The sequence below is a fragment of the Rhizobium sp. LjRoot254 genome (assembly GCF_964254105.1).
GTDB lineage: Bacteria > Pseudomonadota > Alphaproteobacteria > Rhizobiales > Rhizobiaceae > Rhizobium_E.
Map to the genome: position 1 here is coordinate 5185327 of NZ_CAXUSM020000001.1, position 25283 is coordinate 5210609.

Sequence of the window (25283 nt, forward strand, 5' to 3'; positions counted from 1 at the left end):
CCGCTTGCAACGTCTGTGCCGCAAGCGGTTCCATGTCAACATGTGCTTTAGTTCTGAGCCGGCCGCATATCAAATTGCCGTGTAATGCCTGTCACTGGCAGCTTTCGATCTTCTTGAGCGCGGCCGAGATGCCGGACAGCGAGAAGACGTAGCCGGTCTTGGTACCCTTCTTGGAGACGGCACCCATGCTCATGGCTTTGCCCGAGCGCATGGCGGCGACGAGCGCCGGCTCTTCGGCGGCGTTCTCCAGCCAGGCCGAGCGACCCTTGGTGAACATGACGAACTGCTTGGCATCGACGGTCACGGTGACCTTGGAGCCGGCCTGCAACTCGTAGCCGAGCATCGCCTGCGGCTCATAGGAAATGTTCTGGCCCGGGCGCTGCGTGACCAGGAAGAAGACATCGCCGTGATCGACCTTGGCGGGGGTGAGCTGCTTGGGATCGGGAACCGTCAGCACGTAGCAGACCTTGCCGGGATTGCCCTGGTAGAAATAGGCACCCCAAGCCTTGAACTGCTCGATACGCGTCGGCGACTGCGCGAATGCGGACGAAGCGACGGCCATGACGGCCAGGAGGGCGGCAGCCAGTTTTTTCGCGAACATGATTTCCTTCCGGTTTTACTCAACAGCCGGCTCGCATGGTGGAGCACAGCAGAATTTGCGTTCATTCTGACTTAATTCAGGTTACCAAAGAGTCAATGCGGCGTTCAGCCGGCGACAATAGCGTCCCATTTTCACACGTCCATACCTTTCCCATAGCTATATACGAAGGAAATTCAGGATTTGACGCGCGTCTACCGATTTTTATGAGGGGAGAAATCGGGCAGCATTTAGGCGTGGCTTCAGGGCGTCGGCCCGCAAGAGCTCAAGAACTACAGCCACTTGAGGCTCAACCGGTCTTCTCCGGATCGGCAAGCGCCCGGTCGGCCCGGTCGTAGTGCTGCGGCTTGAGATGGACCCGCACTGCGCTGATTGCCGCAGCCAGGACGGCGATATCGTCGGAAAAACCGACCACGGCCAGGATATCCGGGATCATATCGAAGGGCAGGATGAAATAGGCGAGCGCCGCAAGCAGGATGCCGCGAACGCGCTTCGGCGATTCAGGATCGATCGCGCAATAGAAGCCAGCCACGACGTCGCGGGCGAAGGGCAATTGCCTGAAGGCCCGGCGGAAGGTCGGCCAGAAGCCGGCCTTCACCTTCTTGGCGCGCTTTTCGGCGTCGGATTCTTCTCCCGGCAGCAGAATTTCGCCAATCTTGACGTCGTCCATCTTAGAGCCTTTCATTGTTAAATGGAAACGTTCTGCCGGAGCAGGTTTTCGTCAGGACCAAGGCGGCGGGCGAGCGTCGTACCCTTAGGTACGGCCGAGACCGACGCCGCAGGTCATGGCGGAAAGATGCCCGGCCCTTCGGGTTGGCTGAAGCGGGCCGTCTGATGGATCGGCCGGCTTGGACGTATGCTTTGGCTACGACGCGCGCCGGCCGATCCATCAGACGACTCCGCTTGAGCCAACAGAACTATTTCCACTTAACAATGAAAGGCTCTCAGTCCCCATTGGTGGTGAAAAACATATGGGAAGGTCTTTTGCGTTTTCAATGCTTCGCGGCCTTGTCCATCTTGCCGGCCATTTTGAAGTCGAGTTCGGTCAGGCCCTTGGCGTCGTGGGTGGTCAGCTTCACCTCCACCGTGCGATAGACGTTGAACCATTCGGGATGATGATCGAGCTTCTCGGCATGGATGGCGCACTCGGTCATGAAGCCGAAAGCCTCGACAAAGTTCCCGAACTTAAAGGTCTTGCTGATGGCGGTCCCGTCGTCGGACAGCGTCCAGCCTTCGAGTGCTTGAAGGCTGGTCTCGACATCGGTAGTGGATAATTTCTCGCGCGGCATTGGCTTCCTCATTCTCTGATCGGCATGAATTGTAGCATGGAAAAAAGGCGAATTCTTTTCGTTTGTCTCGGCAATATCTGCCGTTCGCCATTGGGTGAAGGCATTTTGCGGCAGAGGGCGGAGGAGCGCGGCCTCAAGCATCTCGTGGAGACGGAGTCCGCCGGGACGGGCGGATGGCATCAGGGCGATCCGCCCGATCACCGTTCGATCGCGGTGGGCCGGTCGCATGGCATCGACATCGGGGCGCAGCGGGCGCGGCAGCTCAAAGTGGATGATTTCACCCAGTTCGACCTGATTTTCGCGATGGATCGCGACAATCTACGCAACCTCGTGCAGCGCGCGCCGCACGATTCCTCGGCGGATCTCCACCTGTTCATGGACTATGTCAGCGGTACGACGCGGGATGTGCCCGATCCCTATTACGGCACGCCCAGGGATTTCGAGCACGTCTTCGCCATGCTCGACGAGGGATGCGGATACCTGCTCGATACGCTTTTCGGACGCAAGGTCCGCCAGGGCTGATCAGCCGGCGGCGCAGTTCTTGGACTGGTAGGCGGAATTGATCGCCTGGACCTCACCCTTGGCGCGGGCGACACCCTCTTCATTGTCCTTGCCGGCCATCGAGGCGACAGGGATATGGATCACCGACATTGCCGCCTTGTCGTGCTCGGAAGCATTGAGCTGCGCCTTTTCAAGCGTTGCGAGTTCGGCTTCCTTCTGCATCTTGAGAGGCCCGAGCTGAGCACACTGCATCTGTAGATAAGGATCGACGGCGACGGGAGCCGCCATGATTTCGTCAGGCCGCTTAGCGCAGCCGGCAGCGAGCAGCATCGCCGCGCACACCAGAAGCTTCTTCATTGTACCCACCAGCATAAATCGCGGCGGCCCGAAAGCCGCCACCCTGAGAATTACGCATATGCCTGCAAACTTTGCTGCTTAGCAAGAGCGTATTGGTGATACGGAAGCGGGTCGCTGGCGGTTTCGTTTCGACTGAAACTACTTTGGATCAGGGGTGCAATTCACCGAGTGGTACGGGCCGCGCCGGCACCGGCGGGAGGAGCGGATACTCCTCCTCGACCACGTAAGGTCCGCCGCCGGTGGAATCGCGCGACGACATCAGCAGGAACTTGGTGACGGTGAACGGTCCGGCGGAGAAATTGCCGCGGCCGGTCAAGTAATGCAGCACGTCGTCGACCCGCGCGTTCCTGAGGCGCGCCAGCGTCACGTGCGGGGTGAACTTGCGCGGTTCGGGCGGCAGGCCAATGCGCTGGCAGACCCGCTCGAGATCGGCCTGCAGCGCCATCAGTTCCGGGGCGGGCTGGACGCCGGCCCAGATCGAATGCGGTTTCTTGTTGCCGAAGAAACCGGTGCCCAGCAGATTGAGGGTGAATTGCGGCTTCCGCACCCTGTCAAGGGCCTGAACCACTTCATCAGCGGTGCGGTGATCGATATCGCCGATGAATCTCAATGTGATATGGAAATTCTCACGGTCGATCCAGCGGGCCCCTGGTACACCGCCCCGCAATAGCGAAAGGCTCATGGCCGCGCTTTGCGGGATTTCGAGGGCGGTAAAAAGTCTCGGCATGGCGAGCTCCCCGAATCGAACTGACTACCTCAAGGAATCATCGATTGGTCAGAGGCGCAATCCCCAAATATTGTTATACCGCATTGCATAACAAATCATTGCGGCAGGGACTTGAGGAAGGTCTCGAAGACGGGGAAGAACTTTTCGGCCATGACTTTTGTTCCCGCGCCATTCGGGTGCATGCCGTCCTCGAGTTGCATGCCGGTGTTCAACGTGACGCCATCGAGGAAGAACGGATAGACCGGGACGCCGTGTTTCTCGCCAAGCAGCTTGTACATGCCGTTGAATTTGGTCTCGTAGTCGGCGCCCATATTCGGCGGCGCCAGGATGCCGGCGAGCAGCACGGAAATCTTGCGCTCCTTGAGCCGGACGATCATTGTTTCGAGGTTTTTCAGGCTTTCCTCTGGCGACAAACCGCGCAGGGCGTCGTTCGCGCCGAGTTCGAGGATCACCCCATCCGTGCCATCGGGGATCGACCAATCGATGCGGGCAAGCCCATCCGCCGTCGTGTCGCCGGAGACGCCGGCATTGGCGATCGTGACGTCGAGGCCCTTCGATCTGGCCAGCGTTTCCAGCCGCGCGGGAAATGCTTCATCAGGGGGAAGTTGATAGCCTGATGTGAGCGAGTCGCCGAAAGCAACGATGTTCAACGTGCGGGCACCGGCGGAATCCAGGGATAACAATAGCGTGAGGGCCGCAAATAAAGCGGTTCCGAGAGCTTTAAATGTCATCCATTGACTCCTAAGTTGCGGCGCAGCGCGCAGGGTAGAGCAGAATATAGGATTCATGATCTGTGGATGAAACCATCATCGAACTGAAAAAGGCCGATCTTACCCTCGGCCATGGCGCCAGTGCCGTCCACGTCCTCAAATCGCTCGACCTGGAAATCTTCAAAAGCACATCCTGCGGCATTACCGGCCCCTCCGGCTCCGGAAAGTCGACGCTGCTGATGGTGCTGGCCGGCCTCGAACGGCTTGATCGCGGTGAAATCCGTATTGCGGGAACCGACCTCCACAGTGCCGATGAGGACACGCTGGCCGCCTTTCGCGGGCGGAACATCGGCATCGTGTTCCAGTCATTTCATCTTATCCCGAACATGACGGCGCTGGAAAATGTTGCCGTACCACTGGAACTCGCGGGGAATCGCGATGCGTTCGGCATTGCCCGGAAAGAGCTTGAGGCGGTTGGCCTTGGCGAGCGGCTCAGCCATTATCCCGGCCAGCTTTCGGGTGGCGAGCAGCAGCGCGTGGCAATCGCCCGGGCGCTGGCGCCATCGCCGAAACTGCTGATCGCCGATGAACCCACGGGCAATCTCGATGGCGAAACCGGCCGCCACATCGCGGACCTTCTGTTCTCCGAGCAGGCCGAGCGCGGCATGACGCTGCTGCTGGTGACCCACGACGAGACGCTTGCCGCCCGCTGCGGCCGCCAGATCAAGATCCGCTCCGGCGAAATCATCGACGCGGGCCTCTGAGATGCGGAGCGCAAGAGTATTTTTCGGCCACCTGCCGCTGGCCTTCCGGCTCGCTTTGCGTGAAATGCGCGGCGGCTTGCGGGGCTTTTACATTTTCATGCTGTGCATCCTGCTTGGCACCGCCGCGATCGCGGGCGTAAATTCGGTCGCCCGGTCGATGACTTCGGCAATCGACGCTCAGGGGCAGGAGATTCTGGCCGGCGACCTGCGCTTCGGGCTCAAGAACCGCGAAGCTTCAGTGGATGAACTGGCCTATATCAAGAGCCTCGGCAAGGTGCAGCTTTCCACCAATCTGCGCTCGATGGTGCGCAGCGGCGATAAATCCGCCCAAGCGCTCACCGAACTCAAGGCGGTGGATGGCGCCTATCCGCTTTACGGCACGTTTACCTCCGAGCCCGGCCAGCCGCTGCAGGACCTGCTGGCTGAGAAGGACGGCACGTTCGGCGCCGTCGCCCAGCCGCTACTCCTCGACAGGCTCGGCGTGAAGGTGGGCGACACGATCCTGCTCGGCGACATGGCGATGACCGTGCGCGGCACGATTGTCGCGGAGCCGGATGCGTTGTCGGACGGGTTTTCCTTCGCGCCACGGCTGGTGGTTTCACGTGATGCGCTGACCAGGAGCGGACTGGTCAAGATCGGCAGCCTGGTCGATAATTTCTACCGCGTGAAGCTCGACGACCCCACGCGTGAGCGTCGCGATATCCGCAAGGAAGCCGAAGCGAAGTTCCCCGAGGCCGGCTGGTCGGTGCGCGGCTCGAGCAACGCGGCGCCGTCGCTGTCGGAGAATATCGAGCGCTTCTCGGAATTCCTGACGCTTGTCGGCCTTGCCGCATTGGCCGCCGGCGGCGTGGGCGTGGCCAATGCTGTGGGCGCCTTTCTCGACAGCAAACGTCAGGTGATCGCGAGCTTCAAGAGCCTCGGAGCGCCGGGGCATCTGATCGTGATGATCTACATGATCCAGATCCTCGCCATTGCGGCCATTGCGATTCTGGCGGGGCTGGTCATAGGCGCCGCGATCACGCCGATTGCGGGCTATTTCCTCGAAGGCTATGTGCCGGTGCCGCGCGGGCTCAACCTCTATCCGTCGGCATTGGGCATCGCGGCCCTGTTCGGGCTCTTGACGACGGTTGCCTTTTCGATCCTGCCGCTGGGCCGCTCGCGGCTCATCCGGGCGACCGAGCTTTTCCGTTCGCAATCCTACGACGGCTGGCGGATGGTGCCTTGGCGGTATTACCTCAGTGCCGCGGCTGCCTTCCTGCTGATCGCGCTGCTCGCTGTGTTCTCATCCGAGAACCGCTTCATCGCGCTGGTGTTTCTCCTGGCGACGGCTGGCGCCTTCGTGGTGCTCAGGCTGGTGGCTGCCGGCGTGGCGCTGATCGCCCGGCGTGCGCCGAAGGTCACGTCACCGGCGCTCCGGCTTGCGATTGGCAATATCCATCGGCCCGGCGCGCTGACGGCATCGGTCATTCTCTCGCTCGGGCTCGGCCTGACTCTGCTCGCCTCGCTTGCGCTGATCGAGGGCAATCTGCGCGGCAATCTGGCCGGTGCGATGGCTGAGAAGGCGCCGAGCTTCTTCTTCGTCGATATCCAGAGCCGCGATCTCGACCGGTTCCGGTCCGTGCTGGCAACGACCTCGCCGAAGGGCGAAATAGTCGAAGTGCCGATGCTGCGCGGCCGGATCTTGCAGTTCAACGGCGAGGATGTGCAGAAGCGGAGCATCGACCCCGCGGCCCGCTGGGTGCTGCAGGGCGATCGCGGCATCACCTATTCCGAGGCGCTGCCGACCAACGCGACGATCAACGAGGGTCAATGGTGGGCGAAAGACTATTCCGGTGAACCGCTGGTGTCCTTCTCCGCCCAGGAGGCGGGGGAACTCCGCCTTAAGATCGGCGACACGGTGACCGTCAACGTGCTGGGGCGGAATATCACGGCCAAGATCGCCAATTTTCGCAATGTCGAATGGCGGTCGATGTCGATCAATTTCGTCATGGTCTTCTCGCCCAACACGTTCAAGGGCGCGCCGCATGCCTGGCTCGCCACGCTGACTGACGGTAATGCGACGGTCTCGGCCGATGCCAAGGTCATGCGGGAAGTGACCAATGCCTTTCCGGGCATCACCTCCGTGCGGGTCAAGGATGCGCTGGATGTTGCCTCCAACATCGTGGCGCAGCTGGCGGTCGCGATTCGGGCGGCGGCCTCCATCGCCATCGTTGTCTCCGTGCTGGTTCTGGCCGGCGCGATTGCTGCCGGCAACCGGGCGCGAATCCACGATGCGGTGGTGCTGAAGACACTTGGTGCCAAGCGGACCATGCTGATGCGGGCCTATCTCTACGAATATTTCCTGCTCGGCCTGTCGGCCTCGGTTTTCGCGCTCGCGGCAGCGACGGCGGCTGCCTGGTATGTGATGATCGCGATCATGGACCTGCCATTCAGCTTCCTGCCGGGCACGGCGGCATCCACAGTGATCCTCGCACTGCTGGTGACGGCCGGTACGGGTCTTCTCGGAACATGGTCCATCCTGGGACAGAAGGCGGCGCCGGTGCTGAGGGAGCTCTGAAAGATCTGATCATTGCGCGTATTTGGGGGCTCCGGAGGCAAAAGATGACGCATTTGTCATCACTTGCCTCTTGCCTCGGATTGAAAGCGGCCCCATATTCACCGGTAGCTTGCTGAAGCTCCCAGCGGCGCACGGGCAATGACCGCTCTTACGGCCTATGGTCCGACACCGTGTTTTTAAAACAAAACGGAGCTTTGTTAGAGGAAACTATGTCTGACATCAGAGACTTCCAAACCCGCACGGTGAACGCCGCCGGCGTGCGCACCGATGCAGATATCGACGCGGGCCTTCGCGCCCATATGCTCAAGGTTTACAACCTGATGGCATTGGGTGTGGCGCTGACTGGTCTCGTCGCCTATTTCGTCGCCGAATGGGCAACCGGCAATCCAGCTGTGGCAGCGACTCTCTATAACTCGCCGCTGAAGTGGGTGATCCTGTTCGCTCCGCTCGCTCCGGTGCTCTTCCTGAGCTTCGGAATTGAGAGAATGAGCGTATTCACGGCCCAGCTTACCTTCTGGATCTATGCTGCACTCGTAGGCTTGTCGCTGTCGGTCATCTTCCTGGTCTACACCAATGCCTCGATTGTACAGACCTTCGCCGTGACAGCCGCGTCCTTTGCCGCCCTTTCGCTCTACGGTTACACGACCAAGCGCGACCTGTCGGCCATGGGCTCGTTTCTGGTCATGGGCCTGTTCGGCCTGATCATCGCCTCGCTGGTCAACTTCTTCCTGGCATCCTCGGCGCTTGAATTCGCGATCTCCGTGATCGGTGTTCTGATCTTCGCCGGCCTGACCGCCTGGGATACCCAGAAGATCAAGGAAATGTACCTCGAAAGCGATGGCTTCGAAGCCGCCGGCAAGAAGGCCATCATGGGCGCGCTGAGCCTCTATATGGACTTCATCAACCTGTTCCTGTTCATGCTGCGCTTCATGGGCAATCGCGAATAGCAACGGTTTCTGCTAAGGATATCAGGGCGGCCTCCGGGTCGCCCTTTTTTGTGTCCGAACTTGAGAGCCGCCATGAAAATACGCATCCGCGATGCCGTTCCCGCCGACTTGCCAATCATCAGTGAAATCTACCGCGAATCCGTGCTGACCAACGTCGCGACCTATGAGCTGGAGCCACCTTCCGACGAGGAGATGGCATCGCGGTTCGCCGCCATCACCGGACAAAACTATCCTTACATCATCGCCGAGGACGGCAGTGGCAAGGTGCTGGGCTATGCTTATGCCTCGCCCTTCCGGACGCGGCCGGCCTACCGGTATCTCGCGGAGGATTCGATCTATGTCGCGTCGGATTCGCGCGGGCTGGGCGTCGGCGGCACGCTGCTCGATGCGCTTATGAGCGCCACCGCGAGCCTCGGGATCCGGCAGATGATCGCCGTCATCGGCGGAGCTGCCCCGGCCTCGATCGCGGTGCACGAGAAGGCAGGCTTCAAGCATGTCGGTCGGCTGCCGGCGAGCGGCTTCAAGTTCGGCCAGTGGATCGACACGGTGCTGATGCAGATCGAACTCGGCGAGGGCGTGGATACGATTCCGACCGAGGAGCCGGGGTTGAGGAAGGTTACTTAATCAATTCAGTAAGAAGACCCCGCCCCGAAACCCCTCCCCACAAGGGGGAGGGGCCAACCCGCGGCGCCTATAGCGTCTCAAACTTGCGCCCATAAGGTTGCAGCGAAGTGAGTGCCTCAGGCTCGGCGTTGAGCGGGGCGTTGCGGTGCGGCAAGTTAAGCCCCTCCCCCTTGTGGGGCGGGGTTTGGGGCGGGGTCTTTCTGAACCTACTGCTCGCCCAGCTTCATATCAGGATCATAATCCTTCCCCGGCACGTCCTTCACGATCGCCTGGCCGCAGATGACCTGGCCGGTGACACTGTTGAAGGTCAGCGACGGCGCGCCGTGCAGTTCCCAGCCCTTGTTGAGGTTTGCGGTCACGCGATGGCAGAAGGCGTTGTCGTCGGGGCCGGTGAGGAAGCGGTAGACTTTCATATCTTTTTCCTTGCCTTGATCATCCGGGCGTGGGCGGCGATCCGTCCGGCCTGTTCGAAATGCAGTCGCTCGACCATGCGGCCGGCGATGTTGATGGCGTTCTTGCCCTGCGCCTCGGGCGCGGAGAAGGCGGCTATGATCGCCGCGGCTTCCGCCAGTTCCTCCGGAGAGGGCTGGAAGATTCGGTTCGGGGCGTCGATCTGCGCCGGGTGGATCAACATCTTGCCATCGAAGCCCATGGCGCGGCCCTGTATGCATTCCGCCTCGAATTGCGCCAGATCCTTGAAATCATTCGACACCGAATCGATCACCGTCAGCCCGAAGGCGCGGGCGGCCAGCACCACCTGCATCAGCCAGTGCAGGAGATAGGTGCGCGCCGGATCGAAGGGAATACGGGTGTCGTTGCGCAGGTCATTGAGACCCATGACAAGGCAATCGAGCCTGCCGCCCGCCGTCCGGCCGGCCTCGGCGATCGGCCCGGCATTCAGGATCGCCAGCGGCGTTTCCATCATCGCCCAGAGGCGGATCGTCTCCGGCGCATTGTTTTCCGAGAGGAAGACCGCGGCATCGAGAATATCGTCCTGCGCCCGCACCTTGGGCAGCAGCACGGCGTCGGGCTCGCATTCAAGCACCAGGGCCATGTCCGTGTCGTAATGCGCCGAGGAAGCCTGGTTTATCCGGATGATGATTTCGCGATCGGCTTTATCCCCGGCCTTGAAGAAAGCCCGGATATTGGCGCGCGCCTCCTCCTTCTTTTCCTCGGCCACGGCGTCCTCGAGATCGAGAATCACCGCATCGCAATCAAGCTCCGCGAGCTTGTCGATGGCGCGCTGGTTGGAGGCTGGCAGGCAAAGAACGGAACGGCGCAGGTGCTGCGGGTGGTGGTCGAAAATCATGCTCATGGCCTCTCTATGGCCCGATTTAAGCCGGCTTTCAAGAATATGTGAGATTACTGATACGTCGAACCTCTTGCAATTCTCGGGCTTCTGCCCCACATTGCCATTAAAGGAATGGTGAAATCCATGAGAAGCATTCGTTCGTTTTTCCTCACGCTCGCGGGCCTGACGCTGGTCGCCATCGTCGCGCTGTTTACGGCGTCGATCGGTATTGCGATCGCCGGTGCGGTATCCGTGCTGCTTTTCGGCCAGTGGCTCTCCTCGCTGCTTGCCGGCCATGAGCGTGAACCGGTGCGCGCCTATGCCCGCACTCATCGCACACAGGACGGCCGTCCGGTGCGCGTGTGGAACGACGGCAAGGGCACGATTATCGACATGTGATACATCGGCCGGGCTCTTTGCCTTGGCCATGGGAAGGCGGACAATTCGTTCCGCCTTTTTTGTTGCCCGGATTTCGGGTTTGTTCGACGAACATATTGATTGAGTGCCGACATGCAGTTCACGGGTACCGAAGATTACATCGCCGAGAAGGACCTGATGATCGCGGTCAATGCCGCGATCCAGCTTGAGCGGCCGCTGCTGGTCAAGGGCGAGCCGGGAACCGGCAAGACCGAACTGGCGCGTCAGATCGCGCAGAGCCTCGGGCTCGAACTCATCGAATGGAATGTGAAATCCACGACGAGGGCACAGCAGGGTCTTTACGAATATGACGCCGTGTCGCGGCTGCGCGACAGCCAGCTCGGCGACATCAGGGTGCATGACATCAAGAACTACATCCGCAAGGGCAAGCTCTGGCATGCGTTCGAAGCGCATAAGAAAGTGGTGCTGCTGATAGACGAGATCGACAAGGCCGATATCGAATTCCCCAACGACCTGTTGCAGGAACTCGACCGCATGGAGTTCCACGTCTACGAGACCGACGAGACGATCCGCGCGGCGACGCGCCCGATCGTCATCATCACTTCGAACAACGAGAAGGAACTGCCGGACGCATTCCTGCGCCGCTGCTTCTTCCACTATATCCGCTTTCCCGACGTCGATACGCTTGCTCGTATCGTCGAGGTCCACTATCCCGGTATCAAGAAGCGGCTGCTCTCCGAAGCGCTGACGCGGTTTTTCGAAATCCGCGACATGCCGGGGCTCAAGAAAAAACCCTCGACCTCGGAGGCGCTCGACTGGATCTGCCTGCTCGTCGCCGACGATGTCGAGCCGGAGACACTTGCGGCAAGCGACAAGAACGCGCTGCCGAAACTGCATGGCGCACTGCTCAAGAACGAACAGGATGTCCATCTCTTCGAACGGCTGGCCTTCATGGCCCGGCGCGAGATGCGATAGGGCGCAGATCCCCGTGGCTGCGCCCGCCAAATCGCCTGTCTTCTATCCGATTGAAAATGTGCATCACCCGGTATATGAGAGAAACCGTGGTGATTTGCCGGCCGGCTTGCAGCCACGTTAAACAAATCGCTAAATAGGGCCACCGGAACTCGGGGACCGTCAGCGATTGTTTGATCGCCGGCGTATTGGAGTGCCCCGAATGCCTATCAAGATTCCCGACCAGCTGCCCGCGTTCCAGACGCTTGTTGCCGAGGGCGTGTCCGTAATGACGGATTCCGCCGCGATCAGGCAGGATATCCGCCCGCTGCAGATCGGCCTGCTCAACCTGATGCCCAACAAGATCAAGACCGAGGTCCAGATGGCGCGCCTTGTCGGCGCCTCGCCGCTGCAGGTCGAACTGTCGCTGGTCCGCGTCGGCGGGCACAAGTCGAAGAACACGTCGGAGGATCATCTGCTGTCGTTCTACAACACGTGGGACGAGATCAAGCACCGCAAGTTCGACGGTTTCATCATCACCGGCGCGCCGGTCGAGATGCTCGATTACGAGGACGTGACCTACTGGGACGAGATGAAGGCGATCCTCGACTGGACCGAGACCAATGTCCATTCGACGCTCAACATCTGCTGGGGCGCGATGGCGGCGATCTATCACTTCCACAAGGTGCCGAAATATATCCTGCCGGAGAAGGCGTTCGGCGTGTACCAGCATCGTAATCTCAATCCGTCCTCGCCCTATCTGCTTGGTTTCTCCGATGATTTCGCGGTTCCGGTATCCCGCTGGACCGAGGTTGTGCAGAAGGACATCGATCCGTCCTCGGGCCTTGAGGCACTGATGACCTCCCCCGACGCCGGGCTGTGCCTTGTGGCTGAGAAGAAGGGCAACCGGCTCTACATGTTCAATCACGTGGAATATGACTCGACCTCGCTGGCCGATGAGTATTTCCGCGACCAGTCGGCCGGCATCCCGATCAAGATGCCCGCCAACTATTTCACCCATAACGATCCGACCCAGCCGCCACTCAACCGCTGGCGCAGCCACGCGCATCTCCTGTTCGGCAACTGGATCAACCAGGTCTACCAGACGACGGAATTCGATCTGAGCCAGGTGGGGATTCGGGCCAAGGTGCTTGAGGAGGCGTAAGACAAGCCAGTGTTCATCCCCTTCTTCCTCGAACTCAAGGCAGCGAAAGTCCCGGTCACGCTTCGGGAGTATCTTTCGCTGCTCGAGGGGATGGATGCGCATATAGCCGACTATGATGTCGAGGCCTTCTACTTCCTGTCGCGCGCGGCGCTGGTGAAGGACGAGCGGTTCATCGATCGGTTCGACCAGGTTTTCGCGCATTATTTCAAGGGCGTCGAGGCGGTAGCCGGCACGGCGGCGGTCGATGTGAATGACATTCCCGAGGAATGGCTGCGGCGGCTGGCGGACAAGCACCTGACCGACGAAGAGAAGCGATTGGTGGAAAGCCTTGGCGGTTTCGACAAGCTGATGGAGGCGCTGAAGCAGCGGCTCGAGGAGCAGAAGGGCCGGCATCAGGGTGGTTCGAAATGGATCGGCACCGGCGGCACCTCGCCGTTCGGTGCCGGGGGCTATAATCCCGAAGACGTGCGGATCGGGCAGCAGGAATCGCGCCACCGCCGCGCGGTGAAGGTGTGGGACGAGCGCGCCTTCAGGAATCTCGACGATTCCGTCGAACTCGGCACCCGCAACATCAAGGTGGCACTGAAACGTCTGCGCCGCTGGGTGCGCGATGGTGCCGACGAAGAACTCGATCTCGACGACACGATCCGCTCGACCGCCGAGCACGGCTGGCTCGATGTCAAGACGCGGCCGGAGCGCAAGAACCGGGTCAAGCTGTTGATGTTCTTTGATATCGGAGGCTCGATGGACGATCACCTGAAGGTGGCGGAAGAGCTGTTCTCGGCGGCAAAATCGGAATTCCGGCAGCTCGAATATTTCTATTTCCACAATTGCCTCTATGAGGGCGTGTGGAAGGACAATCACCGCCGGCGGTCGTCGATGATCGACACAGTGGATGTGATCCGCACCTATGGGCCGGACTACAAGGTGATCTTCGCCGGCGACGCCTCGATGAGCCCTTATGAGATCACAATGCCGGGCGGTTCCGTGGAGCACTGGAACAGCCAGGCGGGAGCGGCCTGGCTCAACCTGATCACCGGGCATTTCCGCAAGAGCGTGTGGCTCAATCCCGTGGCGGAGAAACATTGGGGCTATACGCAATCGATCGGCATCGTCCGCCAGCTTTTTGCCGGCAAGATGTATCCGCTGACGCTCGGCGGGCTGGAGGCTGCGGCAAAAGAATTGTCGCGATAGGGGTCGTCGCCCTATATAGCTTCTGTGAGTTCAGTATTTCGGAGCACGATCATGAGCGAAGCGGCAAAGACAACCATCGACCAGGAGCAAGTCGATCGTTTCTCCGCCATGGCGGCGGAGTGGTGGGACCCGACGGGCAAGTTCAAGCCGCTGCACAAGTTCAACCCGGTGCGGCTGCAATATATCCGCGACCGCGCCTGCCGGCAGTTCAGCCGCGATCCGAAGTCGCACAAGCCGCTCGAAGGCCTGCGCGTGCTCGATATCGGCTGCGGCGGCGGGCTGTTGTCCGAACCCGTGTCGCGGATGGGCGCCAATGTGCTGGGTGCCGATGCGTCGGAGAAGAATATCGGCATCGCGAAAACCCATGCCGGGCAATCCGGCGCGGTGGTCGATTACCGGGCCGTCACTGCCGAAGCGCTGGCCGCCGACGGCGAGAAATTCGACATCGTGCTCAATATGGAAGTGGTCGAGCATGTCTCCGACGTGGCCTTCTTCATGGAAACCTGCGCCTCGATGGTGAAGCCCGGCGGCCTGATGTTCGTCGCCACGATCAACCGCACGTTCAAGGCTGCGGCGCTCGCCATCGTCGCGGCCGAAAACATCCTGCGCTGGCTGCCGCGCGGTACGCATCAATATGACAAGCTTGTGCGCCCGGAAGAGCTCGAGGCGCCGCTGGTGGCCTCCGGCATGGTGGTGACCGATCGCACGGGCGTGTTCTTCAACCCGCTGAGCAATCAGTGGAACCTTTCGAAAGACATGGATGTGAACTACATGATCGTGGCTGAACGGGCGTAGCTATTGACGGCATTGGAAGTCGCCCTAGAATGCCGGTGAACAGCGCGAGGACTAAGCATGGCGAGCAAGGCGGAAATGCATTCGGTGAGCATCCCTTCCGGGCTGAAGGCTAGCTTGGAACGCTTGGCCGAGAGCCGCAACGTCAATGAGGCCGAACTCGTCAGTGAAGCACTTACCCGCTACATCGACGAAGAAATGGACTATTCAGGCGCTATCGATGAGGCGTTGAAAGAGTCCGAGGAGGGCGTGTTCGTCTCGGGCGACAAGGTTATCGAGTGGATGAAGTCCTGGGGGACTGAGAACGAACTGCCGATGCTGGAGCCGGATATCATTCTCGCAAAGCGGTCATGAAACTCAGAGTTCTCTCGCGCGCGCTCTGCGGGATTGCCCTTTCGGCAGGCTATCCCTGTGCCTTGGTCATGGATGATCAAGGGACTGCAGAGGTAGCTTGCTCCTAATTCGCTGCCTTTGTCCTTGCCAATTCCTTCAGCCAGAAGGCGTTGGCTTCGGCGCGACCGTGAAAGAACCGTTCCTGTCTGTCCTTTCCGTCCATGTTCTGAGTGACAACAACCCACCCGCCATCTCGTTCAACGATCGCCGTGGATGGAGTAGGCCGTTGTTCGAAGTTCATCGCACGCTCCCGAAATTGGCATAATGCCCGCGCCAAGAATGCTCGCTCTGAGGTCTGTGCGCAAGCGTTGGCTCCGAGGGCCGTATAGCTTGAGACTATTCCCCACCCTGCTCCAGCGGCGCGCCCGGCAGATAAAGCGAAATCGGTCTGATCTCATAGACCGCTGATGGATTGGCGCGGCGGAGGTCGCGGGCGGCGGCAATGGCTGCCTCGATATCAGGGAAATCCACGACGTAGAGGCCGAGGAGCTGTTCCTTGGTTTCGGCGAAGGGGCCGTCGATGACCACGCCGGCGCCTGGGCCTCGCAGTGTCACGGCGCCGTTGGTGGGTCCAAGCCGCGCGGCCGGGCCGAGATGCTTTGCCTTGACGAGGCGATCATTCACCGCGAGCAGGTCGGTCATCAGCGCGGCGTCTTCCTCGGCTGTCCAGGATTCGACGACGCCTTCGAGGTGATAGGCGAGGATTGCGTAATACATATGTGATTTCCCTCGATCGGCAAGATTGCATTGCGCACGCAATCGCCCGCAGGCGACCACGCGCCGGATAGGTTCTCGTCGGGGCGTCGGCAGGCCAGTCGTCAGTCGTCGATCCGGAAACCGACCTTCATCGACACCTGGTAATGCTCCACCGAACCATTCTTGATATGTCCCCTGATCTGGTCGACTTCGAACCAGTCGAGGTTTCTCATGGTTTTCGAGGCGCGCGAAATCGCGGTTTCGATCGCGTCGGTCACCGAGGTCTTGGAACTGCCGACGAGTTCCACTTTCTTGTAGACATGATTGGACATGCTAGCCTCCCTGGCCGGTCGGGCCATGGGCCGCGGCCGGCGATCACGATCAGGCAATTCTCGATCGATGTCAAACGGCACCGCCGCTTCAGAACATCTTGTATCCATACCGGTCGATGATGAACCGGTCGCGATCGGCGACGAGCTTGTAGGTCTCGTCGTCGTAATAGGTGTCGTATTTGCGGTGGACGGAGACGTTGGTCTTGCCGATCGTCTCGATGTCCTCCATCGTCACCTTGGCGCCGACCGATTGCAGCATGTCGTAGATATCGCCGTTCAGCGTCTCCATCCGGAGGATGCGCCTGGTGATCGTATGCTCGTCGGCGAAGCGTGAGAGTTCATCATAGGTCCTGGCCTTGCGGCCGATATTGTTCCACTTGTCGAATTCCGTGGTGAGCGCCAGAAAGCGGTATGTCTTGAAGCCGATCACGGATTTCACGTCGCTGGTGGCATAACCTTCCTTCTGGATGTGCCTGCCCTCTTCGCCCAATACGAGCTTGAGCCAGCTCCGGAAGTTCGCCTCGTTGGAAGCATCGGCATAGAGCGCTTTCCAGTCCGGGCGGCGTCCGATGCGGGCTGCCGATCTCGCCAGCGCTCCTGCCGCTGCGCCGACGCCGCCATGCTTTTGCGCGTGGCGGATTTCGCTCCAGGGCGTGGCGACGAGATACTTGTGAAAACCGCCGCTGCCGCCACAGCCGAAGGCCCAGAGCGAGACATACCAGTCCCAGGGATTGCGCACGGATGAAACGATCAGCCGGTCCTTGTAGGCGTCATAGTCTTCCAGCTGTTCGTGGCGCTCCTTCGTCTTGCCCTTGGTATGCTTCTTCAGCACCTTGGTGACATGGGTGCTGCCGGTTTTCTGCATCTGGAGATAGACGAGCTTTTTGGATACGAACATTTTGTCTTTCTTCGATTGATCTCTGCATCGGCCATAGGGATCGCTGGCATCTATGCCACGGAGGATGCGGGATTTGCAACGCCAGGCGCCTTGGAGCCTCTTGCATTGAAATGGAGCCGATTCTGCCAGGCATCTTTCCGCCTGGATCAGAGGCGATTGGCTCGGGCGTATATCTGGATATGCCTTTCGCCAATCGCCTCTGCCCAGACAAAAACCTGCTCCGGCAGAACCTACTCCATTTCAATGCAAGAGCCTCTAAACGAAAATGCCCCGGATTATCCATCCGGGGCACGGTCATGAATAGCTGGACTGATCAGGCGGTCTGGTATGCGCCGTGGCAGTGCTTGTATTTCTTGCCCGAGCCGCAGGGGCAGGGCTCGTTGCGGCCGACTTCGCCCCAGCTTGCCGGGTCGTTCGGGTTGCGGGTCGTTTCCTGCACCGCGAATACGGTATTGCCGATCGGCGTGCCTTCGAGGAAGTCGTCCTCGCCCGTCGAGGCGTCGAGATGATGGCCGTGCATCTCGGGCAGGTCGTCCATCGGCGGGGCGTTCTGCACCAGTTCGACGCGCATCAACTGGCCGACGACCGTGTTGCGGAGGTTGGCGAGCAGCGCCTGGAAGAGTTCGAAGGCTTCCTGCTTGTATTCCTGCAGCGGGTCGCGCTGGGCATAGCCGCGGAAGCCGACGACCGAGCGCAGATGTTCGAGATTGACGATGTGGTCGCGCCAGAGATGGTCCAGCGTCTGCAGCAGCACCGAGCGCTCGACATAGTTCATCAGCTCGTCGCCGAAGCGCTCGCGCTTTTCCTTCATTTCGTCGTCGGCGGCGGCCTTGACGCGCGCGGAAATGTCGTCCTCGGCAATGCCTTCCTCGGCGGCCCATTCCGGGATCGGCAGGTCGAGGTTGAGGCTCTTGATGATCTCGTCCTGGAGGCCCTTGGTGTCCCACTGCTCGGCATAGGCCCGCTCTGGGATATATTTGCCGATGATCGAATCCACGACCTCGTGGCGCATGTCCTCGACGTCCTCGGTGACGCTTTCGGCGTCCATCAGCTCGAGGCGCTGCTCGTAGATGACCTTGCGCTGGTCGTTGAGCACGTCGTCATATTTCAGGAGGTTCTTGCGGATGTCGAAGTTGCGCGCCTCGACCTTCTTCTGGGCGCGTTCGAGCGCCTTGTTGATCCAGGGATGGACGATCGCCTCGCCTTCCTTGAGGCCGAGCTTGACCAGCATCGAATCCATGCGCTCGGAACCGAAGATGCGCATCAGGTCGTCCTGCAGCGACAGGAAGAATTTCGAGCGGCCGGGGTCGCCCTGACGGCCGGAACGGCCGCGCAGCTGGTTGTCGATGCGGCGGCTCTCGTGGCGCTCGGTCGCCAGCACGTAAAGACCGCCGGCCTCGATCGCCTTGGTCTTCAGCTTCTGGACTTCCTCGCGGATAACCGCCTCGCGGGCATCGCGCTCCGGACCCGGCTCGACATCGCCGAGTTCCTGGGCGATCCGCATATCGGGATTGCCGCCGAGCTGGATGTCGGTACCGCGGCCGGCCATGTTGGTGGCGATGGTGATCGAGCCGGGCACACCAGCCTGGGCGACGATGAAGGCTTCCTGCTCGTGGTAGCGGGCGTTCAGGACCTGGAAGTCCTTGAAGCCTTCATTGCGCAGGCGGGTCGCGAGATATTCGGACTTTTCGATCGAGGTCGTGCCGACGAGCACGGGCTGGCCGCGCTTGGCGCAATCGAGGATGTCGATGATGATCGCCTTGTATTTCTCCTCGACCGTCCGGTAGACCTCGTCGTCCTCGTCGAGACGCTTGATCGGCAGGTTGGTCGGCACTTCCACGACTTCGAGGCCGTAGATGTTGCCGAATTCCTCGGCTTCGGTCGATGCCGTGCCCGTCATGCCGGCAAGCTTGGCATACATGCGGAAATAATTCTGGAAGGTGACCGAGGCGAGCGTCTGGTTCTCGGGCTGGATCGCCACGTGTTCCTTGGCTTCGAGTGCCTGGTGCAGGCCTTCCGAGAAGCGGCGGCCCGGCATCATGCGGCCGGTGAACTCGTCGATGATGATGATTTCGCCATTGCGGACGATGTAGTCCTTGTCTGATGTGAACAGCTTGTGGGCCTTCAGCGCATTGTTGACGTGATGGACGATCGCGACATTCTCGACGTCATAGAGCGATTCACCCTTGAGGTGGCCGGCTGCGCGCAGCAGGTTCTCGAGCTTCTCGGTGCCGCCTTCGGAGAAGTTGGCCGAGCGCTGCTTCTCGTCGATTTCATAGTCTTCGGGGCTCAACTGGGGGATGAAGGCGTCGATGAGATTGTAGAGATCGGACTTGTCTTCGAGCGGGCCGGAGATGATCAGCGGCGTGCGGGCCTCGTCGACCAGGATCGAGTCGACTTCGTCGACGATCGCAAAATTGTGGCCGCGCTGGACCATCTGGTTCTTCTCGTACTTCATGTTATCGCGGAGATAATCGAAGCCGAGCTCGTTATTGGTGCCGTAGGTTACGTCGCAGGCATAGGCCTCGCGGCGCTGGTCGTCGGAAATGCCGTGGACGATAACGCCAGTGGACAATCCAAGGAAGGAATAGATCTGGCCCATCTGGGCGGAGTCACGCTGGGCGAGATAGTCGTTGACGGTGACGACATGCACGCCCTTGCCGGAGAGTGCATTGAGATAGACGGGCAGCGTCGCGACAAGCGTCTTGCCTTCGCCCGTCTTCATCTCGGCGATCGCGTTTTCGTGAAGGATCATGCCGCCGATGAGCTGGACGTCGAAGGGCCGCATGCCGAGCACGCGGAGCGCCGCCTCGCGAGCGACGGCGAAGGCCGGCGCCAGAATGTCGTCGAGGCTTTTGCCGGCGGCTAGCTGCGCCTTGAATTCATCCGTCTTCGCCCGGAGCTGCTCGTCGCTGAGCGCCTTGATCTGCGGCTCGAGCGCATTGATCTCCGCGACGCGGGTGCCATAGGAACGGATTCGGCGGTCGTTAGAGGAACCGAACAATTTGCGGGCGAGGCCGCCAAGACTGACCATTGCTATGGTCCTTTCCCAAATCTATTTCACGTTAAACGCCTGGAGGGATTCAATGAAGACCCGACAAAAGACGTTCCGGCGCACGCCGCTATTCGCGTCGCCAAGGTCGCGAGACAGATAAGAGGGGGTCTCGCGCATGTCAACGGGAACGGGTCAAAGTCTCGCTTTTCCGATTGCCTTTTAGCCCGAAAAATGCAAATCCCGAACCCGAATTCCGAATTGAGAGGAAAGTGGTAGAGAGATGTCCCGTTTGAACCTGATTGCCGCCACCGCGCTCGTCGCATTGACCGGCATTTCCCTGCCCGCCTTTGCCCAGGACACCAAGGATCCTGTCATCGCGAAGATCGATGGCACCGAGATCAAGAAGTCCGATCTCGACCTCGCCATCGGCAACCTCGATCCGCAGCTTGCGCAGCTGCCCGACGACCAGAAGAAGCTCGCGGCACTCAGCACGATCATCGACGCCAAGGTCATCGCCGTAAAGGCCCGTGCCGAAAAGCTCGACCAGACGCCTGATTTCAAGGCGCGCCTCGATTTCATCCTCGACCGCGAACTGCACAACACTTATTTCAAGAAGCATGTCGTCGACACGGTGACCGATGCCGAGGTCAAGGCCCGCTACGACAAGGAGGTCAAGGCGCTGCCGCCGGTCGAGGAAGTCCGTGCCCGTCACATCCTCGTCAAGACCGAAGACGAAGCCAAGGCGATCATCAAGGAACTCGGCGAGGGCAAGGATTTCGCCGAACTCGCCAAGGCCAAGTCGACCGATCCCAACAAGTCGGATGGCGGCGACCTCGGTTACTTCAAGAAGGGCATGATGGTGCCGGAATTCGAAGCCGTCGTGTTCACCATGAACAAGGGCGACGTCACCAAGGTTGCGGTCAAGACCCAGTTCGGCTTCCATGTCATCAAGGTTGAAGACAAGCGTACGGCCCCGCCGCCGGCCTTCGACCAGGTCAAGGACCAGGTCAAGCAGGTCGTGCTGCGCGACAAGTATATGGAAATGCTCAAGACTTCGCGCGAAGGCGCAAAGATCGAGGTCGATGATCCGGCGCTCAAGAAGCTCTATGACGAAGCCAACAAGCCGGCCAAGTAATTGATATCCCGCGAAATGGCGCCCGGTCTCCGGGTGCCATTTTTGTTTCGCCATCCAGATATTTTCTGACCGGAGAAGGCCGATGTCCCATGCCATTTCGCCGCTCGCGCCAAAATCCTTCCCTGAAATGCCTGCCGTGGACGGCGTCCGCATGGCTACCGCCGAAGCGGGTATCAAATACAAGAACCGTACCGACGTGCTGCTGATGGTGTTCGACGAGCCGGCAAGCGTCGCAGGCGTCTTCACCCGTTCGAAATGCCCCTCGGCGCCGGTGGATTTCTGCCGTTTCAACCTGGCCACGGGCCGAGCGCGCGCGGTGGTGGTCAATTCCGGCAATGCCAATGCGTTCACCGGCAAGAAAGGCCGCGCGGCCACCGAACTGACGGCGAAATCCGCCTCCGAAGCGATCGGCTGTGGCGTGGACGAGATCTATCTCGCATCGACCGGTGTGATCGGCGAACCGCTCGATGCGACAAAGTTCGCAGGCGTGCTCGGCGACATGAACGGCAAGGCAAAGGGCGATTTCTGGCTCGACGCCGCCAAGGCGATCATGACCACCGATACCTATCCCAAAGTCGCGACACGCAGCGCCGAAATCGGCGGCGTCAAGGTCACGATCAACGGCATCGCCAAGGGCGCGGGCATGATCGCGCCTGATATGGCGACCATGCTGTCCTTCGTGGTGACCGATGCGGACATTGCGCCCGCGGCGCTTCAGGAACTGCTCGGCAAGGGCGTCGGCCCGAGCTTCAATGCGGTGACGGTGGATAGCGATACGTCGACCTCGGACACGCTGATGCTGTTTGCCACGGGTGCGGCGAAAAATCGCGGCCAGAAGCGGGTCGAAAAGGTGTCCGAGGCCTCCGGTTTTGCCGATGCGCTCAATGCCGTGCTGCTCGATCTCGCCCACCAAGTGGTGCGGGATGGTGAAGGCGCGCGCAAGATGGTCGAAGTGACCGTCACGGGTGCGGTCAGCGACGAGAGCGCCAAGCGGATCGCGCTGTCGATTGCCAATTCGCCGCTGGTCAAAACGGCCATCGCCGGTGAGGACGCCAATTGGGGCCGCGTGGTCATGGCCGTCGGCAAGGCCGGCGAGCCGGCCGACCGCGATCGGCTGGCGATTTCGTTCGGCGATATTCGTGTCGCAGTCGAGGGCGAGCGCGATCCGGACTATTCGGAAGCGGCGGCATCCGCCGTCATGAAGGGGCAAGAGATTCCCGTGAAGGTCGATTTGGGCCTGGGCGCCGGCAAGGCCACCGTATGGACCTGTGACCTGACCAAGGAATATGTCGAGATCAATGGCGACTATCGCAGCTAATGCACCAAGACTTCCGCTGGTCCGCCGGCTCGAAGCCGCGGGCTTCCGGGCTTGGCCGGCCGCGCGCGTTACTTTCGATGGCAGCTGGCAGCTTCGCATCACGCCAGGCCATCCCTCCAAGCGGCTCAACAGCCTTGTGCCGCTGGATCCCCATGACGAGCGCGATATGGAGGCCCGCATTCGCGCGGCCGAGGCAGCCTTTGCCGCCGAGGGATTGAATGCGGCCATCCGCCAATCGCCGCTCTGCCCGCCAGCACTGCCTGATCTGCTCGGCCGTCTCGGCTGGCACAGCGGCTACGAGACGCTGGTGATGATGGCCGATCTCGATGAGCTCGATCTCGAGGGCGGCATGGACCATCTGCCGACCCATGACATCCAGCGTTTCGCGGACGCCTGCGTGCGGATCGACGAGGCGCGCGATACGACGCCCGCCACCGTCGCGGGCATCATTTCGGCGATCGAACCGGCGGCCGGACTGTTCCTGATGGAAAGCGCCGATGGTCCCTCGGCGGTCGGCATCTGCGTGCAGGACAACGATCTAGCCGGGTTGCAGCAGGTCGTGGTCGCGAAGAGCCTGCGTGGCAAGGGGATCGGCCGGGAACTTGTCTCGTCGGCACTGCGCTGGGCACGGCTGCGCGGCGCGCGGCAGGCCTGGCTGCAAGTGCTGGTCAAGAACACCAATGCCCGCAACCTCTATGATTCCATGGGCTTCAGGGATGCCTACACCTATGCCTACTGGCAAAAGGGAGAATGGGCGTGAGCGGCGAGCCGAAGAAGATCGTGCTGGTCGCGGCCTGTGCGCTGGTCGATGCCGACCGGCGCGTGCTGATCGCGCAGCGCCCGGAGGGCAAGCCGATGGCGGGCCTGTGGGAATTCCCCGGCGGCAAGGTCGAAGCGGGCGAGACGCCCGAGGAGACGCTGATCCGCGAACTCAAGGAAGAGCTCGGCATCATCACGCAGGTGCCGTGCCTGGCACCCTTGACCTTCGCCAGCCACGCGTACGATGACTTCCATCTGCTGATGCCGCTCTATATCTGCCGGCGCTATGAGGGCATCGCGCGCGGGCTCGAAGGCCAGGCGCTGAAATGGGTCCGGACCCGCGATCTCAGGACTTATCCGATGCCCGCGGCGGACGAACCGCTTGTCCCATTCCTGGTCGATCTGCTCAATTGAATCGTTAAGAATAAGTTTCTGTTAAGGTTTCGTTTAGGTCCCTGTGGCAAAAATCAGGCTCGTTATGATTTTGATTTTTCTACAGGACTGACAGATGAACAATGAGCACTGGCATGAAGAGCCGGATCGGGAGTTCGTTGGTGCAAAGCCGAACCGCATGGGTGCTCTCAACCTGGCACTCCTGTTCGGGACGGCGGCAATCGCCCTTTCCCTGATCGTCACACCGATGCTGGCGCCGGACAAATCCGGCGCCCGGCTGCAGGCAAGCACCATTGATTACGACAACATCACCACCGGCTCGGTGCCGCCGAAGGATGGCAAGACCAGGCACTATACGATCCGCCGCAGCGTGCTGTCGGAAAATCCCGGCGAAGCGTGCATTGTCGGTGCATCCGACGAGAATGGCGGCTGCTGACAACGTTCCAAAGGCAGGCGAATGAAGGGGCCCGGCATTTGCCGGGTTCTTTTTTGGGTACCGACAAAACCCCGGACGTCATCCTCGGCCTTGTGCCGAGGATCTGGTAACGTTAGATATAGAATAATAGTTTCAGTGGTTTAAAGAGAGATCACCAGATCCTCGGCACAAGGCCGAGGATGACGACGTGACCGTTTTGCTTAGCCGGGCTTTTTCGTTTTGAGCGCATCCGCAAGCCGCACCGTTGCCGAACCCGGCTTCAGCGGCTTGGCCTGGCTTTCATGCGGCGCCCAGCCCGAGAGATAGATAATCGAAAAGGTCGCACGAACACGCCCGTCGGGATCGGCATAACGCTCGGCATAGAGCTTGGCCGCTTCGATGAAGAATTGCCGTGAGACCGGCCGGCGCGAGCGATCGGCCAGCATGTTGGTCATGCCGAAGGCGCGGAGGTCCTTCATCAAGCCGAAAAGCGATTCATAGCGGACCGTATAGGTCTCGACATCGGCGACGGGCAGGGCGAAGCCCGCTCTTTGCAGCAGCGCGCCGATGGAGCGAACATCGCCGAAGGGGATGACACGGGGGCTGGCGCCGCCGTAAAGCCGGGTTTCGGTTTCGAGCAGCACTTCATTGAGTTCGGCGAGCGTGCCGCTGCCGGGTATCGCAGCGAGGAAGAGGCCATCAGGCCTCAGCGCGCGGCGGATGCGGATCAGGCTGCCGGGCAGGTCGTTGACGACGTGGAGTGCCAGTGGCGCCAGGACGAGATTGAGTGAAGCGGGTTCAAGCGGGACATCCTCGAAGCTGCCGGTCTGGATGTCGGCGTTGCCGGCCACATCGACGCGCCTCATCTCGCCGATCTTGCCCGTCATCATCGCCGCAGTCGCAACGCTGCCCGTGCCGCCGAACAGTTCGGCTGCGTGCTCGAAATGCCGTTCAACCGCGTGCAGGCGGAAGGCAAGCTCCTCGCCTGCGAGATCCATGAGGAAACCCGCCTTTGGTTCGAAGGTTTTTGCCGCGCGCTTGCGCCGTGCCACCACCAGGCCGGGATCGAACAGAATATCCATGTCATGTGCTCGTTTGTTTTTC

The 25283-nt window shown here is 60.7% G+C and carries 30 protein-coding genes and 1 riboswitch; of the genes, 16 read left to right on the forward strand and 14 right to left on the reverse strand.

The window, feature by feature from the left end:
* Positions 1-91: 91 nt before the first annotated feature.
* The 3 genes from ACSQ26_RS25565 to ACSQ26_RS25575 all read right to left on the reverse strand — a co-directional run bounded on the left by ACSQ26_RS25565 (position 92) and on the right by ACSQ26_RS25575 (position 1887).
* Entirely contained in the window at positions 92-601 is a 510-nt protein-coding gene (locus ACSQ26_RS25565; protein ID WP_436013939.1) for an invasion associated locus B family protein, read from the reverse strand.
* 286 nt (positions 602-887) lie between these two features.
* Positions 888-1268, reverse strand: coding sequence for a YkvA family protein (locus ACSQ26_RS25570; RefSeq protein ID WP_258159093.1), 381 nt, complete (start codon positions 1266-1268; stop codon positions 888-890).
* A 322-nt stretch (positions 1269-1590) separates the two neighbouring features.
* Positions 1591-1887: a 4a-hydroxytetrahydrobiopterin dehydratase gene (locus tag ACSQ26_RS25575; protein ID WP_436013941.1), complete on the reverse strand. Its 297-nt coding sequence runs from the start codon at positions 1885-1887 to the stop codon at positions 1591-1593.
* 36 nt (positions 1888-1923) lie between these two features.
* Between ACSQ26_RS25575 and ACSQ26_RS25580 the strand changes: the two genes are divergently transcribed.
* The gene (locus tag ACSQ26_RS25580) at positions 1924-2409 is read left to right on the forward strand and encodes a low molecular weight protein-tyrosine-phosphatase (RefSeq protein ID WP_436013943.1); all 486 of its coding nucleotides are present in this window, start codon (positions 1924-1926) and stop codon (positions 2407-2409) included.
* On the opposite strand, the gene ACSQ26_RS25585 is transcribed toward ACSQ26_RS25580, so the two are convergent.
* The 3 genes from ACSQ26_RS25585 to ACSQ26_RS25595 form a co-directional block, all read right to left on the reverse strand.
* Positions 2410-2745, reverse strand: coding sequence for a hypothetical protein (locus ACSQ26_RS25585; protein WP_436013945.1), 336 nt, complete (start codon positions 2743-2745; stop codon positions 2410-2412). It lies immediately after the preceding gene.
* A 148-nt stretch (positions 2746-2893) separates the two neighbouring features.
* The gene (gene thpR / locus ACSQ26_RS25590) at positions 2894-3472 is read right to left on the reverse strand and encodes an RNA 2',3'-cyclic phosphodiesterase (RefSeq protein ID WP_436013947.1); all 579 of its coding nucleotides are present in this window, start codon (positions 3470-3472) and stop codon (positions 2894-2896) included.
* A gap of 95 nt (positions 3473-3567) precedes the next feature.
* Positions 3568-4203 (reverse strand): arylesterase, encoded by a 636-nt coding sequence (locus tag ACSQ26_RS25595; RefSeq protein WP_436013949.1) that lies wholly within the window; start codon positions 4201-4203, stop codon positions 3568-3570.
* Between the two features lie 62 nt (positions 4204-4265).
* Here ACSQ26_RS25595 and ACSQ26_RS25600 point away from each other — a divergent pair, with 62 nt between their 5' ends.
* The 4 genes from ACSQ26_RS25600 to ACSQ26_RS25615 all read left to right on the forward strand — a co-directional run bounded on the left by ACSQ26_RS25600 (position 4266) and on the right by ACSQ26_RS25615 (position 9074).
* Positions 4266-4946 (forward strand): ABC transporter ATP-binding protein, encoded by a 681-nt coding sequence (locus tag ACSQ26_RS25600; protein WP_436013951.1) that lies wholly within the window; start codon positions 4266-4268, stop codon positions 4944-4946.
* A 1-nt stretch (position 4947) separates the two neighbouring features.
* On the forward strand, positions 4948-7503 hold the full coding sequence (locus ACSQ26_RS25605; RefSeq protein ID WP_436013953.1) for an ABC transporter permease: 2556 nt from the start codon (positions 4948-4950) through the stop codon (positions 7501-7503).
* Between the two features lie 209 nt (positions 7504-7712).
* Positions 7713-8450 (forward strand): Bax inhibitor-1/YccA family protein, encoded by a 738-nt coding sequence (locus ACSQ26_RS25610; protein WP_436013955.1) that lies wholly within the window; start codon positions 7713-7715, stop codon positions 8448-8450.
* Positions 8451-8522: 72 nt separating this feature from the next.
* Entirely contained in the window at positions 8523-9074 is a 552-nt protein-coding gene (locus ACSQ26_RS25615; protein ID WP_436013957.1) for an N-acetyltransferase family protein, read from the forward strand.
* A 206-nt stretch (positions 9075-9280) separates the two neighbouring features.
* On the opposite strand, the gene ACSQ26_RS25620 is transcribed toward ACSQ26_RS25615, so the two are convergent.
* Together ACSQ26_RS25620 and ACSQ26_RS25625 are read right to left on the reverse strand one after the other, a co-directional pair.
* Entirely contained in the window at positions 9281-9487 is a 207-nt protein-coding gene (locus ACSQ26_RS25620) for a DUF1737 domain-containing protein (protein ID WP_436013959.1), read from the reverse strand.
* A complete protein-coding gene (locus ACSQ26_RS25625) occupies positions 9484-10389 on the reverse strand; it encodes an HpcH/HpaI aldolase/citrate lyase family protein (RefSeq protein WP_436013961.1) in 906 nt (301 codons plus the stop codon). Before ACSQ26_RS25625 ends, ACSQ26_RS25620 begins: the two co-directional genes overlap by 4 nt.
* Before the next feature lie 120 nt (positions 10390-10509).
* Between ACSQ26_RS25625 and ACSQ26_RS25630 the strand changes: the two genes are divergently transcribed.
* The 6 genes from ACSQ26_RS25630 to ACSQ26_RS25655 all read left to right on the forward strand — a co-directional run bounded on the left by ACSQ26_RS25630 (position 10510) and on the right by ACSQ26_RS25655 (position 15199).
* Complete coding sequence (locus ACSQ26_RS25630) at positions 10510-10764, forward strand: hypothetical protein (protein ID WP_436013963.1); 255 nt, start codon at positions 10510-10512, stop codon at positions 10762-10764.
* Positions 10765-10875: 111 nt separating this feature from the next.
* Complete coding sequence (locus ACSQ26_RS25635; RefSeq protein ID WP_436013965.1) at positions 10876-11718, forward strand: AAA family ATPase; 843 nt, start codon at positions 10876-10878, stop codon at positions 11716-11718.
* Between the two features lie 76 nt (positions 11719-11794).
* A riboswitch (SAM riboswitch) is annotated at positions 11795-11872 on the forward strand.
* Between the two features lie 45 nt (positions 11873-11917).
* Positions 11918-12859 (forward strand): homoserine O-acetyltransferase MetA, encoded by a 942-nt coding sequence (metA, locus tag ACSQ26_RS25640; protein WP_436013967.1) that lies wholly within the window; start codon positions 11918-11920, stop codon positions 12857-12859.
* Positions 12860-12868: 9 nt separating this feature from the next.
* Entirely contained in the window at positions 12869-14053 is a 1185-nt protein-coding gene (locus tag ACSQ26_RS25645; RefSeq protein WP_436013969.1) for a vWA domain-containing protein, read from the forward strand.
* A 51-nt stretch (positions 14054-14104) separates the two neighbouring features.
* On the forward strand, positions 14105-14848 hold the full coding sequence (gene ubiG, locus ACSQ26_RS25650) for a bifunctional 2-polyprenyl-6-hydroxyphenol methylase/3-demethylubiquinol 3-O-methyltransferase UbiG (protein WP_436013971.1): 744 nt from the start codon (positions 14105-14107) through the stop codon (positions 14846-14848).
* Positions 14849-14905: 57 nt separating this feature from the next.
* Entirely contained in the window at positions 14906-15199 is a 294-nt protein-coding gene (locus ACSQ26_RS25655) for a CopG family ribbon-helix-helix protein (protein ID WP_436013973.1), read from the forward strand.
* Between the two features lie 103 nt (positions 15200-15302).
* On the opposite strand, the gene ACSQ26_RS25660 is transcribed toward ACSQ26_RS25655, so the two are convergent.
* The 5 genes from ACSQ26_RS25660 to secA all read right to left on the reverse strand — a co-directional run bounded on the left by ACSQ26_RS25660 (position 15303) and on the right by secA (position 20198).
* Entirely contained in the window at positions 15303-15479 is a 177-nt protein-coding gene (locus tag ACSQ26_RS25660) for a hypothetical protein (protein WP_436013975.1), read from the reverse strand.
* Positions 15480-15574: 95 nt separating this feature from the next.
* The gene (locus tag ACSQ26_RS25665) at positions 15575-15955 is read right to left on the reverse strand and encodes a YciI family protein (protein ID WP_436013977.1); all 381 of its coding nucleotides are present in this window, start codon (positions 15953-15955) and stop codon (positions 15575-15577) included.
* Between the two features lie 101 nt (positions 15956-16056).
* Entirely contained in the window at positions 16057-16266 is a 210-nt protein-coding gene (locus ACSQ26_RS25670) for a dodecin (RefSeq protein ID WP_436013979.1), read from the reverse strand.
* Positions 16267-16354: 88 nt separating this feature from the next.
* Positions 16355-17164 carry a hypothetical protein gene (locus ACSQ26_RS25675; protein ID WP_436013981.1) on the reverse strand — a complete coding sequence of 270 codons (810 nt, stop codon included), beginning with the start codon at positions 17162-17164 and terminating at the stop codon, positions 16355-16357.
* A 313-nt stretch (positions 17165-17477) separates the two neighbouring features.
* On the reverse strand, positions 17478-20198 hold the full coding sequence (gene secA / locus ACSQ26_RS25680) for a preprotein translocase subunit SecA (RefSeq protein WP_436013983.1): 2721 nt from the start codon (positions 20196-20198) through the stop codon (positions 17478-17480).
* Between the two features lie 241 nt (positions 20199-20439).
* On the opposite strand from secA, the gene ACSQ26_RS25685 reads away from it, so the two are divergent.
* From ACSQ26_RS25685 to ACSQ26_RS25705, 5 genes are all read left to right on the forward strand, one after another.
* Positions 20440-21294, forward strand: a complete 855-nt coding sequence (locus tag ACSQ26_RS25685) for a peptidylprolyl isomerase (RefSeq protein WP_436013985.1) — start codon at positions 20440-20442, stop codon at positions 21292-21294.
* An 82-nt stretch (positions 21295-21376) separates the two neighbouring features.
* Entirely contained in the window at positions 21377-22612 is a 1236-nt protein-coding gene (gene argJ / locus ACSQ26_RS25690; RefSeq protein WP_436013987.1) for a bifunctional glutamate N-acetyltransferase/amino-acid acetyltransferase ArgJ, read from the forward strand.
* The gene (locus ACSQ26_RS25695; RefSeq protein ID WP_436013989.1) at positions 22593-23372 is read left to right on the forward strand and encodes a GNAT family N-acetyltransferase; all 780 of its coding nucleotides are present in this window, start codon (positions 22593-22595) and stop codon (positions 23370-23372) included. The genes argJ and ACSQ26_RS25695 overlap by 20 nt, the downstream gene beginning before the upstream one ends.
* A complete protein-coding gene (locus ACSQ26_RS25700) occupies positions 23369-23785 on the forward strand; it encodes a (deoxy)nucleoside triphosphate pyrophosphohydrolase (protein WP_436013991.1) in 417 nt (138 codons plus the stop codon). The genes ACSQ26_RS25695 and ACSQ26_RS25700 overlap by 4 nt, the downstream gene beginning before the upstream one ends.
* A 94-nt stretch (positions 23786-23879) precedes the next feature.
* Positions 23880-24200, forward strand: a complete 321-nt coding sequence (locus tag ACSQ26_RS25705; RefSeq protein ID WP_436013993.1) for a hypothetical protein — start codon at positions 23880-23882, stop codon at positions 24198-24200.
* 200 nt (positions 24201-24400) lie between these two features.
* Here ACSQ26_RS25705 and ACSQ26_RS25710 read toward each other — a convergent pair whose 3' ends face one another.
* The gene (locus ACSQ26_RS25710) at positions 24401-25261 is read right to left on the reverse strand and encodes a class I SAM-dependent methyltransferase (RefSeq protein ID WP_436013995.1); all 861 of its coding nucleotides are present in this window, start codon (positions 25259-25261) and stop codon (positions 24401-24403) included.
* Positions 25262-25283: the final 22 nt, after the last annotated feature.

What these genes read in the sequence shown, in the direction of transcription:
- ACSQ26_RS25565 (WP_436013939.1), bottom strand. Translation starts at nt 601, where the DNA reads ATGTTCGCGAAAAAACTGGCTGCCGCCCTCCTGGCCGTCATGGCCGTC.
- ACSQ26_RS25570 (WP_258159093.1), bottom strand. Translation starts at nt 1,268, where the DNA reads ATGGACGACGTCAAGATTGGCGAAATTCTGCTGCCGGGAGAAGAATCC.
- ACSQ26_RS25575 (WP_436013941.1), bottom strand. Translation starts at nt 1,887, where the DNA reads ATGCCGCGCGAGAAATTATCCACTACCGATGTCGAGACCAGCCTTCAA.
- ACSQ26_RS25580 (WP_436013943.1), top strand. Translation starts at nt 1,924, where the DNA reads ATGGAAAAAAGGCGAATTCTTTTCGTTTGTCTCGGCAATATCTGCCGT.
- ACSQ26_RS25585 (WP_436013945.1), bottom strand. Translation starts at nt 2,745, where the DNA reads ATGAAGAAGCTTCTGGTGTGCGCGGCGATGCTGCTCGCTGCCGGCTGC.
- thpR (WP_436013947.1), bottom strand. Translation starts at nt 3,472, where the DNA reads ATGCCGAGACTTTTTACCGCCCTCGAAATCCCGCAAAGCGCGGCCATG.
- ACSQ26_RS25595 (WP_436013949.1), bottom strand. Translation starts at nt 4,203, where the DNA reads ATGACATTTAAAGCTCTCGGAACCGCTTTATTTGCGGCCCTCACGCTA.
- ACSQ26_RS25605 (WP_436013953.1), top strand. Translation starts at nt 4,948, where the DNA reads ATGCGGAGCGCAAGAGTATTTTTCGGCCACCTGCCGCTGGCCTTCCGG.
- ACSQ26_RS25610 (WP_436013955.1), top strand. Translation starts at nt 7,713, where the DNA reads ATGTCTGACATCAGAGACTTCCAAACCCGCACGGTGAACGCCGCCGGC.
- ACSQ26_RS25615 (WP_436013957.1), top strand. Translation starts at nt 8,523, where the DNA reads ATGAAAATACGCATCCGCGATGCCGTTCCCGCCGACTTGCCAATCATC.
- ACSQ26_RS25620 (WP_436013959.1), bottom strand. Translation starts at nt 9,487, where the DNA reads ATGAAAGTCTACCGCTTCCTCACCGGCCCCGACGACAACGCCTTCTGC.
- ACSQ26_RS25625 (WP_436013961.1), bottom strand. Translation starts at nt 10,389, where the DNA reads ATGAGCATGATTTTCGACCACCACCCGCAGCACCTGCGCCGTTCCGTT.
- ACSQ26_RS25630 (WP_436013963.1), top strand. Translation starts at nt 10,510, where the DNA reads ATGAGAAGCATTCGTTCGTTTTTCCTCACGCTCGCGGGCCTGACGCTG.
- ACSQ26_RS25635 (WP_436013965.1), top strand. Translation starts at nt 10,876, where the DNA reads ATGCAGTTCACGGGTACCGAAGATTACATCGCCGAGAAGGACCTGATG.
- metA (WP_436013967.1), top strand. Translation starts at nt 11,918, where the DNA reads ATGCCTATCAAGATTCCCGACCAGCTGCCCGCGTTCCAGACGCTTGTT.
- ubiG (WP_436013971.1), top strand. Translation starts at nt 14,105, where the DNA reads ATGAGCGAAGCGGCAAAGACAACCATCGACCAGGAGCAAGTCGATCGT.
- ACSQ26_RS25655 (WP_436013973.1), top strand. Translation starts at nt 14,906, where the DNA reads ATGGCGAGCAAGGCGGAAATGCATTCGGTGAGCATCCCTTCCGGGCTG.
- ACSQ26_RS25660 (WP_436013975.1), bottom strand. Translation starts at nt 15,479, where the DNA reads ATGAACTTCGAACAACGGCCTACTCCATCCACGGCGATCGTTGAACGA.
- ACSQ26_RS25665 (WP_436013977.1), bottom strand. Translation starts at nt 15,955, where the DNA reads ATGTATTACGCAATCCTCGCCTATCACCTCGAAGGCGTCGTCGAATCC.
- ACSQ26_RS25670 (WP_436013979.1), bottom strand. Translation starts at nt 16,266, where the DNA reads ATGTCCAATCATGTCTACAAGAAAGTGGAACTCGTCGGCAGTTCCAAG.
- ACSQ26_RS25675 (WP_436013981.1), bottom strand. Translation starts at nt 17,164, where the DNA reads ATGTTCGTATCCAAAAAGCTCGTCTATCTCCAGATGCAGAAAACCGGC.
- secA (WP_436013983.1), bottom strand. Translation starts at nt 20,198, where the DNA reads ATGGTCAGTCTTGGCGGCCTCGCCCGCAAATTGTTCGGTTCCTCTAAC.
- ACSQ26_RS25685 (WP_436013985.1), top strand. Translation starts at nt 20,440, where the DNA reads ATGTCCCGTTTGAACCTGATTGCCGCCACCGCGCTCGTCGCATTGACC.
- argJ (WP_436013987.1), top strand. Translation starts at nt 21,377, where the DNA reads ATGTCCCATGCCATTTCGCCGCTCGCGCCAAAATCCTTCCCTGAAATG.
- ACSQ26_RS25695 (WP_436013989.1), top strand. Translation starts at nt 22,593, where the DNA reads ATGGCGACTATCGCAGCTAATGCACCAAGACTTCCGCTGGTCCGCCGG.
- ACSQ26_RS25705 (WP_436013993.1), top strand. Translation starts at nt 23,880, where the DNA reads ATGAACAATGAGCACTGGCATGAAGAGCCGGATCGGGAGTTCGTTGGT.
- ACSQ26_RS25710 (WP_436013995.1), bottom strand. Translation starts at nt 25,261, where the DNA reads ATGGATATTCTGTTCGATCCCGGCCTGGTGGTGGCACGGCGCAAGCGC.